The 14,117-nt window shown below is 64.1% G+C and carries 10 protein-coding genes; 5 read left to right on the forward strand and 5 right to left on the reverse strand.

Translation table 11 applies throughout. The features are described 5' to 3' along the window. The first annotated feature begins 90 nt into the window (after positions 1-90). Both WM94_RS01175 and WM94_RS01180 read left to right on the forward strand, forming a co-directional pair. Positions 91-495: a cytochrome c5 family protein gene (locus WM94_RS01175; RefSeq protein WP_038408395.1), complete on the forward strand. Its 405-nt coding sequence runs from the start codon at positions 91-93 to the stop codon at positions 493-495. Positions 496-770: 275 nt separating this feature from the next. Then, positions 771-2,633: an acetyl-CoA hydrolase/transferase C-terminal domain-containing protein gene (locus tag WM94_RS01180; protein WP_061550248.1), complete on the forward strand. Its 1,863-nt coding sequence runs from the start codon at positions 771-773 to the stop codon at positions 2,631-2,633. Between the two features lie 66 nt (positions 2,634-2,699). Here WM94_RS01180 and WM94_RS01185 read toward each other — a convergent pair whose 3' ends face one another. Then, entirely contained in the window at positions 2,700-3,272 is a 573-nt protein-coding gene (locus WM94_RS01185) for a xanthine phosphoribosyltransferase (protein WP_003253535.1), read from the reverse strand. A 64-nt stretch (positions 3,273-3,336) separates the two neighbouring features. Beyond that, positions 3,337-5,346 carry a DNA helicase Rep gene (gene rep / locus WM94_RS01190; RefSeq protein ID WP_015272320.1) on the reverse strand — a complete coding sequence of 670 codons (2,010 nt, stop codon included), beginning with the start codon at positions 5,344-5,346 and terminating at the stop codon, positions 3,337-3,339. Between the two features lie 253 nt (positions 5,347-5,599). On the opposite strand from rep, the gene WM94_RS01195 reads away from it, so the two are divergent. Further along, positions 5,600-7,267 carry a bifunctional diguanylate cyclase/phosphodiesterase gene (locus WM94_RS01195; protein WP_061550249.1) on the forward strand — a complete coding sequence of 556 codons (1,668 nt, stop codon included), beginning with the start codon at positions 5,600-5,602 and terminating at the stop codon, positions 7,265-7,267. A gap of 100 nt (positions 7,268-7,367) precedes the next feature. On the opposite strand, the gene WM94_RS01200 is transcribed toward WM94_RS01195, so the two are convergent. After that, positions 7,368-8,756, reverse strand: a complete 1,389-nt coding sequence (locus WM94_RS01200; protein WP_024087906.1) for a NorM family multidrug efflux MATE transporter — start codon at positions 8,754-8,756, stop codon at positions 7,368-7,370. A 156-nt stretch (positions 8,757-8,912) separates the two neighbouring features. Here WM94_RS01200 and WM94_RS01205 point away from each other — a divergent pair, with 156 nt between their 5' ends. Beyond that, positions 8,913-9,839, forward strand: a complete 927-nt coding sequence (locus WM94_RS01205) for a LysR substrate-binding domain-containing protein (protein WP_015272317.1) — start codon at positions 8,913-8,915, stop codon at positions 9,837-9,839. 153 nt (positions 9,840-9,992) lie between these two features. Here the strand turns inward: WM94_RS01205 and WM94_RS01210 are convergent, their stop codons facing one another. Then, a complete protein-coding gene (locus WM94_RS01210) occupies positions 9,993-11,387 on the reverse strand; it encodes a VOC family protein (RefSeq protein ID WP_061550250.1) in 1,395 nt (464 codons plus the stop codon). Between the two features lie 201 nt (positions 11,388-11,588). Next, on the reverse strand, positions 11,589-12,479 hold the full coding sequence (locus tag WM94_RS01215) for a LysR family transcriptional regulator (RefSeq protein WP_061550251.1): 891 nt from the start codon (positions 12,477-12,479) through the stop codon (positions 11,589-11,591). Between the two features lie 136 nt (positions 12,480-12,615). On the opposite strand from WM94_RS01215, the gene WM94_RS01220 reads away from it, so the two are divergent. Beyond that, positions 12,616-14,106: an aldehyde dehydrogenase family protein gene (locus WM94_RS01220; protein WP_061550252.1), complete on the forward strand. Its 1,491-nt coding sequence runs from the start codon at positions 12,616-12,618 to the stop codon at positions 14,104-14,106. The last annotated feature ends 11 nt before the right edge of the window (positions 14,107-14,117 follow it).

Genomic DNA, 14,117 nt, shown 5'->3' on the forward strand with positions numbered 1-14,117 from the left:
GTTCCCGCTATACTTTTCAACGCTCGCCGATCCGTGGCCGCGAGCGTGATTAGCCACCATGAGGGTGTTCGCGTGAACCAAATCAAGAAGATGCTGGCCGTACCAGCAGCCGTATTCGCCCTCTGGGCAATGAGCGCAACCGCTGCGACCAATGATGACATCGCCAAGCGCCTGGAGCCGGTTGGCCAGGTGTGCGTCCAGGGCCAGGAGTGCAAAGGCATGGAAGTAGCCGCCGCCGCAGGTGGCGGTGGTGCCAAGACGCCGGACGAGATCATCGCCAAGCATTGCAATGCCTGCCATGGCTCCGGCCTGCTCGGCGCACCGAAGATTGGCGATACCGCGGCGTGGAAGGAACGCGCCGACCACCAGGGCGGCCTGGACGGCATCCTGGCCAAGGCCATTACCGGCATCAACGCCATGCCACCGAAAGGCACCTGCGCAGACTGCTCGGATGACGACCTGAAAGGGGCGATCAAGAAAATGTCCGGGCTGTGAGCAACAGCTGAATTGCATGAGGCCCGCCATTGATGGCGGGCTTTGTTTTTGTGGTGCCTGTGCCGGCCCTTTCGCGGCTAAAGCCGCTCCCACAGGTACAGTGCAGGCTTCAAGGATTGTGGGCCCCCTATGGGAACTCACAGGTGCAGCACAGGACTCAAGGGCAGTGAGGTCTCTGTAGGAGCGGCTTTAGCCGCGAAAGGGCCGGCACAGGCAACCAACCCACCAAAGCCCATGTCCAACCCCTGAACCCATGGATGTCTCAGGAGGCCCCGATGCACCTCTGCTCCATCGACCAGGCCGTCGAGCAAGTCCTGTCGCGCCTGCCAGCCCACATCCACATGGGCCTGCCGCTGGGCCTGGGCAAGCCCAATGCCTTCGTCAACGCGCTTTACGCCCGCATCCGCGAGCTGCCCGAACGGCAGCTGACCATCTACACGGCCCTGTCCCTCGGCCGCCCGCCACTGGGCGATGGCCTGCAGCGGCGCTTTCTCGAGCCCTTCGTCGAGCGCGTCTTCGCCGACTACGAAGAACTTACCTACCTCGCCGACCTGCGCAACGACAGCCTGCCGACGAACATCCAGGTGGAACAATTCTTCATGCAGCCCGGCAGCCTGCTGCATAGCGATTCGGCCCAGCAAAGCTACATCAGCAGCAACTACAGCCACGCAGCACGTGACATCAACGCCAAGGGCCTGAACCTGATTGCGCAGTTGGTGGCCGCCACGCCCGAGAGGCCGGTGCACCTGAGCCTGGCCTGCAACCCCGACATCACCCTCGACCTGCTGCCGATGATCGCCAAGCGCCGCGCCGCCGGCGAGACCATCCTCATGCTCGGCCAGGTGCATGCCGAGCTGCCTTACATGCCGGGTGACGCCGAGCTACCCATCGATGCGTTCGACCTGCTGATCGATACAGCCGAGCAACGCCGCCTGTTCTCCACGCCGAACATGCCGGTCAACACCCAGGACCACTGCATCGGCCTGCACGCCAGCAGCCTGGTTCGCGACGGCGGCACGCTACAGATCGGCATTGGTGCCATGGGCGATGCGGTAGCTGCCGCACTGCTGGCGCGCCAGGGTGACAACGCCTGTTATCGTGCCGTGCTCGACGCGCTGGGTGCTGGCTCGTGGCAAGCGCTGATCGAACGGGAAGGGGGCCTGGATACCTTCGCCCAAGGCCTGTACGGCTGCAGCGAGATGTTCGTCAACGGCTTGCTGGCGCTGGCCGAAGCGGGCCTGTTGCGGCGCCCGGCGGACGAGCAGGGGGCGGCAGTGCTGCATGGCGGTTTCTTCCTCGGCCCCCAGGCGTTCTACCAGCGCTTGCGCGACATGCCGCTGGAACAGCGCGCACGGTTTGCCATGACGCGTATCAGCTTCATCAACGAGCTGTACGGGCAGGAGGAACTCAAGCGCCGCCAACGCCGTGATGCGCGCTTCATCAACACCGTGTTCGGCATGACCCTGCTCGGCGCCGGGGTGGCCGACCAGCTGGAGGATGGCCGTGTACTCAGTGGCGTGGGCGGGCAGTACAACTTCGTTGCCCAAGGCCATGCGCTGGAGGGCGGGCGTTCGATCCTGCTGCTGCGCAGCTGGCGTGAGGCGGGCGGGGAGGTGACCTCGAACCTGTTCTGGAACTATGGCCATTGCACCATCCCCCGGCACCTGCGCGATATCGTGGTGACCGAGTACGGCATTGCCGACCTGCGTGGGCAGACCGACAGCGAGGTGATTGCGCGGTTGCTGGCGGTATGTGATTCGCGGTTCCAGCAGGGGCTGATCGAGCAGGCAAAGGATGCCGGCAAGCTGGCCAAGGATTTTCAACTGGAGGCGTGCTTTACCGACAATACGCCGCAGCGGCTGGAGGCGATCAGGGCGCGGCACTCGCGGTTGTTCCCGGAGTATCCGCTGGGCACGGACTTTACGGCTGAAGAGCGGGATTTGCTGCGGGCGCTGAACTGGTTGAAGAGCAAGTTCAAGCTGAGCGAGGTACTGGAGCTGGGCAAGGCAGCGCTGGATGCGCCGGGGCCCGAGGGCTACGCGAGGCATCTTGTGCGGATGCAGCTGGATCAGCCGCAGGGGCTGAAGGAAGAGCTTTACCAGCGGTTGCTGCTGGCGGGTTTACAGGCTGCGAAATAAACACTCGGACATACTGTCCCCTGTGGGAGCGGGTAAACCCGCTCCCACAGAGATCGCGTAGCGGCCTTATTCGATGAAGGACACCACACCACCTTCCAGCGACTTCACCCGGGCCAGCGACTCGACGCGATAGCCCTGGCTGTCCAGCTCGGCACGGCCGCCCTGGAACGACTTCTCGATCACGATACCCAGGCCGGCCACGGTGGCGCCGGCCTGCTTGATGATCGAGATCAGGGCCTGCGACGCCTTGCCGTTGGCCAGGAAGTCGTCGATCACCAGCACGCGGTCGCTGCTGTTGAGGTGACGCGGCGAGATGGCCACGGTGTTCTCGGTCTGCTTGGTGAAGGAATACACCGAGGCGGTCAGCAGGTTCTCGGTCAGGGTCAGCGACTGGTGCTTGCGGGCGAAGATCACCGGCACGCCCAGCTTCAGGCCAGTCATCACCGCCGGGGCAATGCCCGAGGCTTCGATGGTGACGATCTTGGTCACGCCCGCGTCGGCGAACAGGCGGGCGAACTCGTCACCGATCAGCTGCATCAGCGCCGGATCGATCTGGTGGTTGAGAAACGCGTCGACTTTGAGAACCTGATCGGAAAGCACGATGCCTTCTTCGCGAATCTTCTGATGCAGTGCTTCCACTTTGTTTTCCTCGATGTAGCAAAGGTGGCCGCAAATAGCGGCAAAGTTAAAGAGTAATGGTTGATCAGCGTTTGAGCATTGCCCGGATATCGGCCAAGGCGTTGTTGCCCCGTGCAGCCTTTACCTCGACCGGCGCATCGTCGAGGCCTTCCCAGGCCAGGTCGTCCGGTGGCAGTTCGTCGAGGAACCGGCTGGGCGTGCAGTCGATGATTTCACCGTACTGCTTGCGCTTGGCGGCGAAGGTGAAGGCCAGGGTCTGGCGCGCGCGGGTGATGCCCACGTAGGCCAGGCGGCGTTCCTCTTCGATGGTGTCGGCCTCGATGCTGGAGCGGTGCGGGAGGATTTCCTCTTCCATGCCCATGATGAACACGTAGGGGAATTCCAGGCCCTTGGAGGCATGCAGGGTCATCATCTGCACACCTTCGGCGTTCTCTTCCTCTTCCTGCTGGCGCTCGAGCATGTCGCGCAGCACCAGCTTGCCGATGGCGTCCTCGATGGTCATGTCACCCTCTTCGTCCTTCTCGAGGGTGTTCTTCAGCGCTTCGACCAGGAACCAGACGTTGCTGATGCGGAACTCGGCAGCCTTGTCGCTGGCGGTCTGCTGACGGATCCAGTTCTCGTAGTCGATATCGCGGATCATCTCGTGCAGCGCGGCAATCGGGTCTTCCAGGGCAACCTTGTGGCGCACCCCGTCCAGCCAATGCTTGAAGCGCTGCAAACGCTCGGTGTAGCGGGCGTCCAGATGCTCGCCCAGGCCAAGCTCCTCGCTGGCGGCGTACATCGAAATACCGCGCTCGGTGGCGTAGTTGCCGAGCTTTTCCAGGGTGGTGGAGCCGATTTCGCGGCGCGGTACGTTGATCACCCGCAGGTAGGCGTTGTCATCGTCCGGGTTCACCAGCAGACGCAGGTAGGCCATCAGGTCCTTGACCTCCTGGCGGCCGAAGAAGCTGTTGCCGCCCGACAGGCGATACGGCACCTGGTGGTGCTGCAGCTTCAGTTCGATCAGCTTGGCCTGGTAGTTGCCGCGGTAGAGGATGGCAAAGTCGCTGTACGGGCGGTTGGTGCGCAGGTGCAGGGTGAGGATTTCCATGGCCACGCGTTCGGCCTCGGCTTCCTCGTTCTTGCAGCGGATGACGCGGATCTCGTCGCCCACGCCCATCTCGCTCCACAGCTGCTTCTCGAACGCGTGCGGGTTGTTGGCAATCAGCACGTTGGCGCAGCGCAGGATGCGGCTGGTGGAGCGGTAGTTCTGCTCCAGCATCACCACCTTCAGGGAGGGGTAGTCCTCCTTGAGCAGCATCAGGTTTTCCGGCCGGGCGCCACGCCAGGCATAGATCGACTGGTCGTCGTCGCCCACCACGGTGAACTGGTTGCGCATGCCGATCAGCATCTTCACCAGCAGGTACTGGCTGGCGTTGGTGTCCTGGTATTCGTCCACCAGCAGGTAGCGCACGCGGTTCTGCCAGCGCTCCAGCACATCGGGGTGTTCCTGGAACAGCTTGACCGGCAGCAGGATCAGGTCGTCGAAGTCCACCGCGTTGAACGCCTTGAGCGTGCGCTGGTAGTGGGTGTAGACGATGGCGGCAGTCTGTTCGCGCGGGTTGCGCGCCTTCTCCAGGGCTTCGGCGGGCAGGATCAGGTCGTTCTTCCAGGCACCGATCATGTTCTTGATCTCGTCGATGCCGTCGTCGCCGGAGTATTCCTTCTGCATGATGTCCGACAGCAACGCCTTGATGTCGGACTCGTCGAAGATCGAGAAACCCGGCTTGTAGCCCAGGCGCTCGTGCTCCCTGCGGATGATGTTCAGGCCCAGGTTGTGGAATGTGCACACAGTCAGGCCGCGGCCTTCCCCCGGGCGCAGCAGGGTGGCGACCCGTTCCTTCATCTCGCGGGCGGCCTTGTTGGTGAAGGTCATCGCCACGATGTACTGCGCACGGATGCCGCAGTTCTGGATGAGGTGGGCAATCTTGCGCGTAATCACGCTGGTCTTGCCCGAGCCTGCACCGGCGAGCACCAAAAGAGGGCCGCCGACATAGTCACGGGCTTCCTGCTGCCGGGGATTGAGTCGGGACATGCTAGAAACCGGGGGTCGCCAGAAAATAGCCGCGCATTCTAACAGGCATGGGGCGTTTGTGGCGCGACCGTCTGACGTCTGAGTCAAATATGTAAACGGGATTTGCCGGCTGGCGCAGTTTCGCGCAGGATGCACGACAAAATACGTCGGGATGCTACACCCGTAGAAACATGTATTAAATTGAAAACCATTTTCATTAATGCAGTAGCATACCTGGCAGTTTCCGTTGCACCGTGAAGCCTAAGGAGCCCGCTTGTCCACGCCTGTCGAACCATTGCGTTTGCTGCTGTTGGCCGATGAGCCGGAATGGGGCGCGCTGCTACGCGAGTGCATGCCTGCCCAGGGTGGCAGCGTCGTGCTGCTGACGGCGCCGAACTGGGACTCGGTCGACAGCCTGTTCAACCAGGACCGCCAGGCTGTCGTGCTGGCAACCCCGGCCCTGCAGCCCGCGCCTGGACGCTGCGAGCTGCCGACCATCCTGCTGCTCGACCACGAGCCTCAGTTAGCGCCCAGCGCCGTCAGTGACTGGCTGGTGCGTGACCAGCTCAATGCTGACACCTTGCGTCGCTCGCTGCGCCATGTGCGCGAGCGCGGCGTGCTGGTGGCCACCTTGCAGCGCCTGGCCGAGCAGGACCCGTTGACCGGCATCGCCAACCGCCAGGGCTTCCAGGCCTTGCTGACCGCGCGCCTGGCCGAGAACGACGGCCGTGGCCTTGCCCTCGGCCACCTGGACCTGGACAACTTCCGCCACGTCAACGACGCCCTTGGCCACCAGAGCGGCGACCGCCTGATCCTGCAGGTGGTGGCGCGGCTGAAACAGCAACTGGAGGCGGGCGACCAACTGGCGCGCCTGGGCAGCGACGAGTTCGCCCTGCTGATCGACACCCGACGCGACCCCAACCGTGCCGAGTGGATTGCCGAGCGGATTGTCGAGGCGTTGGCCGAACCCTACTGGATTGACGGCGAAAGCCTGCTGCTGGGCTGCAGCCTGGGCCTGGCCCATGCCCGCGCCCAGGGTGGTGCCGACCCGCTGATGTGGCATGCGCACATCGCCATGCGCCAGGCCAAGGGCAGCCAGGGTTGCACCTTCCATGTGTTCAACGAGCGCATCAATCGCAACGCCCGTAGCCTTGCCGATCTGGAGAGCGAATTGCGCCGCGCCCTGCGCCGGGACGAGCTGGAGCTGCATTACCAGCCGCGGTTGAACCTGGCCGACGGGCGCATCGTCGGCCTCGAGGCGCTGGTGCGCTGGCGGCATGCCGAGCGTGGCCTGTTGCCGCCCAGCGAGTTCGTGCCGCTGGCCGAGCAGAGCGGCCTGATCGTGCCGCTGGGCTACTGGGTGATTTCCCGAGCCCTGCGCGATATGCAGGCACTGTGCGAGCGCGGCCTGGAGCCGCTGCATATGGCGGTCAACCTGAGCTTCCGCCAGTTCCAGGACAGCCAGTTGCTGGCGACCTTGAGCCGCCTGATTCTCGAACATGGTGTGGATGCCCGCTGGCTCGAATTCGAGCTCACCGAAACGGCGGTGATGCGCCGCAACGAGCTGGTACGCCAGACCATGGACGCCCTGGGGCGCCTGGGTGTGCGCTTCTCGCTCGATGATTTCGGTACCGGGTTCTCTTCGTTCGTGCACCTAAACAGCCTGCCGATCACCTTGCTCAAGGTGGACCGCAGCTTTGTCGCGGAGATGGAAATGCGCGAGGAGAACCGCAAGCTTGTGCACGCCATGATCAACCTGGCGCACAACCTCAACCTCGAGGTGGTGGCCGAAGGGGTAGAGAGTGAAGAGCAGATGGCGTTGCTGCGCGGGTTTGGCTGTGACCAGGTGCAGGGCTTCCTGGTCAGCAAGCCGCTGCCGGTGGGGGAGTTGATGGAGTTCTTGCTGCAGGCGACCGGCTGCCAGTTGGGCACAGCCCTTTAGGGCCCTTTCGCGGGTGAACCCGCTCCCACAGGCTTTGCACAGGATTCAGACCCTGCGCAGTCCCTGTGGGAGCGGGTTTACCCGCGAAGAGGCCCGCAAGTCAGGCCGAAGCCGTCGCCGCTCCACCAATCCCGGCCTTGCCTAAAAGCCGCTTCATCCGCCACTCAAAGCCAAAGGTCAGTGCCACCGCCGCACACGCCAGCCCCAACGCCAGCCCCCACCACACCCCGACCGCGCCACCGCCCAGGGTAAAGGTGAACAGCCAGGCGCTCGGCGCCCCCACCAGCCAGTAGCACACCAACCCGATCAGGAAGGTGGTCTTGGCATCCTTCAGCCCACGGATCGAGCCCATCGCGATCGTCTGCATGCCATCGAACAGCTCGAACCACGCAGCCACCATCAGCAACTGCACCGCCAGCTGGAAGATCGCCGCAAATGCCGGGTCGTCACGGTCGATGAACAGCCCCACCAGCGCATCGGGCAGCAGCCAGAACAGCGCGGCGAAGGCAAACATGATCATCGCCCCGAAGCCTATGCCCACCCGCCCGGCGCTGCGCGCCGCCAGCAGGTTGCCGGCGCCGTAGTACAGCCCCACGCGCATGGTCACCGCATACGACAACCCGGTCGGCACCATGAACGCCGTGGAGACGATCTGCAGGGCGATCTGGTGCGCCGCCAGCTCGGTACTGCCCAGCACGCCCATGCACAGCGCGGCAAAGGCGAACAGGCCGACTTCCACCATGTAGGTGCCGCCAATCGGCAGGCCCAGCCGCCACAGCTCGCGCAGGGCCGGCAGCGAAGGGCGCGACAGGCCCTTGCGCAATGGGTAGGCGGCATAGGCCGGGTGCCAACGGATATACAGCGCCAAGGCAATGGCCATGCCCATCGACACCACCGCGGTGACCAGGCCGATGCCCATAAGGCCCAGCTTGGGCAGGCCGAACATGCCTTCGATCAGCGCCACGTTGAACAGGTAGTTGAGCACCGTGCCAACCAGGCTGATGACCATCACCGGCGTAGACCGGCCCAGCGCGCTGGTAAAGCCGCGCAACGCCATGAAAGTCAGGTAGCCGGGCAGCGCCAGTGGCAGCAGGGTGAGGAATTCGGCGGCCGAGGCAACGTTCTCGGGCTTTTGCCCGAACAGCAGCAGTACCGGTTCAAGGTTCCACAGCACCAGCGCAGCGAACAGCGCCAGGCCCCAGGCCAGCCACAGGCCACCCTGCGCCAGGCGGGTGGCGCCCTCGATGTCGTTGGCGCCCTTGCGAATGGCCACCAGGGTGCCGACCGCAGCGATCACGCCAAGGCAGAAGATCGACACGAACGAGTAGCTCGCCGCGCCCAGGCCGCCACCAGCCAGGGCTTGCGGGCTGATGCGGGCCATCATCAGGGTATCGGTCAGCACCATCAGCATGTGCGCCAACTGCGAGGCGATCAGCGGCCCGGCCAGGCGCAGCAAAGCCTTGAGTTCTGTGGTGGGCGCGACATGCATGGAGGCAGTCCTTTTCCTGGGGTGATCAACGAAGGGCGATTCTGAGGCTTTGGTCAACTTTGCACAAAAGGATAAATGCGATCATTGGCATGAGTCTGACTCATGTATATATGCTTCCCGGTGATTCATTTCACAGCCCCGTATGGCAGGTGCCTCATGTCCCGTCAGCTCCCCCCGCTGTATGCCCTGCGCGCATTCGAAGCCGCCGCGCGGCTAAGCTCCTTCACCCGTGCCGGCGAAGAGCTGTCGATTACCCAGAGCGCGGTCAGCCGGCATATCCGCACGCTGGAGGAGCATTTTGCCTGCCGCCTGTTCGTGCGCAGTGGCCGCAGCCTGCAACTGACCGAAGCGGCGCGGGTGCTGCTGCCCGGTGTGCGTGAAGGCTTTGCCGCGCTGGAACGGGCTTGCGATACCTTGCGCGGTGAGGATGACATCCTGCGCATGAAGGCTCCCTCGACCCTGACCATGCGCTGGTTGCTGGCGCGCCTTAGCCGCTTTCGCCACTTGCAGCCTGGCAACGAAGTGCAGCTGACCAGCGCCTGGATGGATGTCGACCATGTGGACTTCAACCAGGAGCCGTTCGATTGCGCGGTGTTGCTCAGCGACGGGGTGTTCCCGCCGGAATGGGAAGTGCGCAGGTTGTTCCCGGAGCTGCTGATCCCCGTGGGTGCGCCAGACCTGCTCGACGAGGAACCCTGGGACGAGCGTCGGCTGGCCTGCATAGAACTGCTGCACCCCACGGTGGACAAGCGCGACTGGCGGGAATGGTTGGAGCGCATGGGGTTGAGTGACAAGGTTTCGCTCAAGGGCGGGCAGGTGTTCGACACCCTGGAGCTGGGCATGATTGCCGCTGCGCGTGGCTATGGCATTTCCATGGGTGATTTGCTGATGGTGGCCGAAGATGTGGCGCAGGGGCGCTTGAGCTTGCCTTGGCCGACGGCGGTGCCCAGCGGGATGGATTATTACCTGGTGTGGCCGCGCACTCGGCCGGGGGGCGAGCGGTTGCGGCGTTTGAGCGCGTTTCTGGAAGAGGAGGTGGCGGCGATGGATTTGCCGGATGTGCAGATCCTGCCGCCCCTCTGATCGCCTGTACCGGCCTCTTCGCGGGTAAACCCGCTCCCACCGGTACAGTACTGGCCTCAAGGCCTGCGCCGAAGCTTCCACAGGACAGCGCTGACCTCAAGGCCTGCACCGAGCCTGTGGGAGCGGGTTTACCCGCGAAGAGGCCGCAATGCCTTACATCGAGCCCAGGTTCAACGCCTGTGCACACGCCTGCAGCGACCGACGCTCGCTCTGCGCATACAGCGCCAGCTCATCCTGCACCTGCAGCCCCAGCGCCGCTTCGAACGCATCGCGGTTGGCGTTGCTGCCGTACTCGGCCTGCGCATCGTCACCCAGGTTGGACTGGAAGATCCCCGCCGCGCTCACCGGCAGGAAGTCCTCGTACACCAGCGCCTCGAAGTGCACATGGCCAGCCTCGATCAACCCCTCCAGCGTGGTTGGGCGGTCGTCCTGGTCACGCGCAGCCAGGCCTTTCTCGGTGGCGAAGTAGCGGAAGTAGGCCAGCCCTTGTTCACGCATCTGCGCCAGGTCGTCCGGGAACTCGGCAAAGGTGTCCTTCAACAACGCCATGTAGCGTTCGGCATTGGCCTCGGCCGGGGCGCCACCCAGGGCGGCGCGGGTGGCGTCGAGCAGCTTGTCGTACAGCTGGCGGCCTTTCGGCGTCAGCGCCGCGCCGCGTTGCTCGATTTCGCCGAAGCGCGCGGTGTGGCTGCCTTCGCTGCCCTGCTGGTCGCTGAACGCAACCTTTTCCTGCAGGGCCTTGAAGCTGGTCTGGCGCAGCAGGATCGGGTGGCGGCGAGTGGGCGGGCCTTCGACCACGGCCTTTGGCGGGATGCCCTTGGCCGGCATGCCGAGCTGGATTGCATCGATGTCCAGGGTGCGCGGGGTCAGATGGTTGATGTGCGGGCCCTTGAAGGCCACCACATCGGCGATCAGGCGGTGCTGGTCGTGCAACTGCTGGTACTGCTCGGCAGTGACGGTGGCGTCATGGTGCCAGCGGAAGGTGTGCAGCGCTTCCTGCACGAACGCCTCGGCATCGGCGGCATTCAGGCCACCATTGCGCTCGCATTGGTCAATCAGCTCAAGGGCGCGGGCGGTGAAGATCTGGCGCTTGGCCAGGATGCTCTCTGCCAGCTCGCGCAGTTGCGGGTTGTCGATCAGCTCCAGGCGCAGCAGCGAAGTGAATACGCGGAACGGGCTGACGTGCAGCGACTGCTCGTGCACCGCGCGGAAGGCGGTGGAATGCACCGGCACACCGGCGGAACTGAGGTCGTAGTAGCCGACTGGCTGCATGCCCATGACCGCGAACAACCGGGCGATGGTGGCCAGCTCTGCGGCGGTGCCGACACGGATGGCTCCGTGGCGCTCCTGATCCAGGCGCTCGATTTCGCCGGTCCAGCGCAGGGCCTCGGCAACCTCGGGTTGCTGGGCCATGACCTGCTGGTTGATTTCGCTCACCAGCTCCAGCAGCGTGCCGTACAGGGGCACTTCCTGTTTGTACATGAGCGACATGGCGGCAGAGAACTGCGCGCGGATGCTGTCGGGGCTGACGAAATCGTGGGCGGGCATCGCTAGCTTCCTGGTTGGGTTCGGACGCTTACATGAAAGCTGGGAATGCACTTTGCTCACAAGCGAAAAAAAGTGAGTGTGTCATTCCTTTTTTGATCGACCTCAAGGGCCCTTTCGCGGGTAACCGCTCCCACAGGGTACCTCACAGGGTTCAGGCCTTGCGTGATACCTGTGGGAGCGGGTTTACCCGCGAAGAGGCCCTCAGGTCGATAGCTGCTCGCGAATCCATTCCACCAACGCCCTTACCTTGGGCACCTCCGCCGCATGCTCGGCATACGCCAGGTAATGCGCCCCGGCACTGCGCATCGCATGGTTCCACAGCACCACCAAACTCCCCTCGGCCAGCTCCTTTGCCGCCAGGTAGCGCGGCACCAACGCCACCCCGCACCCGGCCTGCGCCGCGCTCAAGGCCATGTAGAAGGTATCGAAGCGCGGCCCGTGGTAGGCGCTGACGCTCTGCAAGCCCAACTCCAGGAACCACTCGTGCCAGGCCTCTGGCCGCGAGGTGCTCTGCAGCAACACCAGTTCGGCCAGCTCCCCGGCATCGTTCAGTTCACGCCCGGCCAGCAACTCCGGCGCACATACCGGCACCACCTCTTCACCGAACAGCTCCACGCAGGTGGCCCCCGGCCAAGTGCCCTGGCCATAGAAGAACACCACGTCCGCCGAGCCTTGCAGCAGGGCGAAAGGCTCCATTTCGTTGCGGATGTCCAGGTGGATGTTGTTGTGGCGCTTGCCAAAACCCTTGAGGTGCGGGATCAACCAGCGCACGCCAAAACTCGGCTGAGTGGCTACCTTCAATATCTCGGTCTGCTCGCCGTAGGTGAGCACATAGCGGCTGGACATATCCACCTGGGTGAGGATCTTGTTGACCTCGGCCAGGTACAGGCTGCCCGCCGGCGTCAGCTGCAGACGGCGGCGGATACGCAGGAACAGGTGGTGGCGCAGCATGTCTTCAAGCTGCGCCACCTGCTTGCTGACCGCGCTCTGGGTCAGGTGCAGCTCTTCGGCGGCACGGGTAAAGCTCAAATGGCGGGCTGCAGCTTCGAAGCACTGCAGGGCGGTCATGGAGGGCACCAGGCGTTTGGACATAGCGGTCTCTGCGGCTCAAATCATTACCTGACGGAATGATATGCGGAATAAAGGTCGTTTGTTGCACCGGTGTGATCGGATTAATACTGATCCACATCATTTTTCCACCCCATCACCCGATGTAGGAGATGCACAAATGGTTGCTGGACTGCTCGAGCGCCTTGGCGTTGCTGCCGAGGCTTACACCCAGGGCGACTACCCTGTTCACACGCCGATCGACGGCAGCCAGATCGCCTCGGTGAAACTGCTCGGCAAGGCCGAGACCATCGCCCGCATCGATCAGGCCCAGAGCGCCTTCGAAGCCTGGCGCAGCGTGCCGGCCCCGCGCCGTGGCGAGCTAGTGCGCCTGTTCGGCGAAGTGCTGCGTGAGCACAAGGCCGACCTCGGCGAGCTGGTTTCGATCGAAGCCGGCAAGATCACCCAGGAAGGCCTGGGCGAAGTGCAGGAAATGATCGACATCTGCGACTTCGCCGTTGGCCTGTCGCGCCAGCTGTACGGCCTGACCATCGCTTCCGAGCGCCCTGGCCACCACATGCGTGAAACCTGGCACCCGCTGGGCGTGGTCGGCGTGATCAGCGCCTTCAACTTCCCGGTCGCAGTCTGGGCCTGGAACACTGCCCTGGCCCTGGTCGCCGGTAACTCGGTGGTATGGAAACCGTCCGAGAAGACCCCGCTGACCGCTCTGGCCTGCCAGGCGCTGTTCGAAAAAACCCTGAAAGCCTTCGGTGATGCCCCGGCCGGCCTGGCACAACTGGTAATCGGCGGCCGTGAAGCCGGCGAAGCCATGGTCGACGACCCGCGCGTACCGCTGGTCAGCGCCACCGGCAGCACCCGCATGGGGCGCGAAGTCGGCCCACGTGTGGCTGCCCGCTTCGGCCGCAGCATCCTCGAACTGGGCGGCAACAACGCCATGATCCTGGCCCCGAGCGCCGACCTCGACCTGGCCGTGCGTGGCATCCTGTTCTCCGCAGTCGGCACCGCCGGCCAGCGTTGCACCACCCTGCGCCGCCTGATCGTGCACCGTTCGATCAAGGACGAAGTGGTTGCCCGCGTCAAAGCCGCCTACGGCAAGGTGCGCATCGGCGACCCACGCAAGGACAACCTGGTGGGCCCGCTGATCGACAAGCAGTCGTTCGACGCCATGCAAGGCGCGCTGGCCAAGGCCCGCGACGAAGGTGGCCAGGTATTTGGTGGCGAGCGTCAGCTGGCCGATCAGTACCCGAACGCCTACTACGTATCGCCTGCCATCGCCGAAATGCCGGCGCAGAGCGACGTGGTGCGCCACGAAACCTTCGCCCCGATTCTGTACGTGCTGGCCTACGACGACTTCGAAGAGGCCCTGCGCCTGAACAACGAAGTGCCACAAGGCCTGTCGTCGTGCATCTTTACCACCGACATCCGTGAGGCCGAACGCTTCCAGAGCGCCTCGGGCAGCGACTGCGGCATCGCCAACGTCAACATCGGTACCAGCGGCGCCGAGATCGGCGGTGCGTTCGGTGGCGAGAAGGAGACTGGTGGTGGCCGTGAGTCCGGTTCGGACGCCTGGAAAGGCTACATGCGGCGCCAGACCAACACCGTGAACTACTCGCGCGAACTGCCGCTGGCGCAGGGTATCGTGTTCGACTGATCGGCTGATGC

Origin of the sequence: Pseudomonas sp. ABFPK (assembly GCF_001586765.1) — a bacterium.
GTDB lineage: Bacteria > Pseudomonadota > Gammaproteobacteria > Pseudomonadales > Pseudomonadaceae > Aquipseudomonas > Aquipseudomonas asiatica.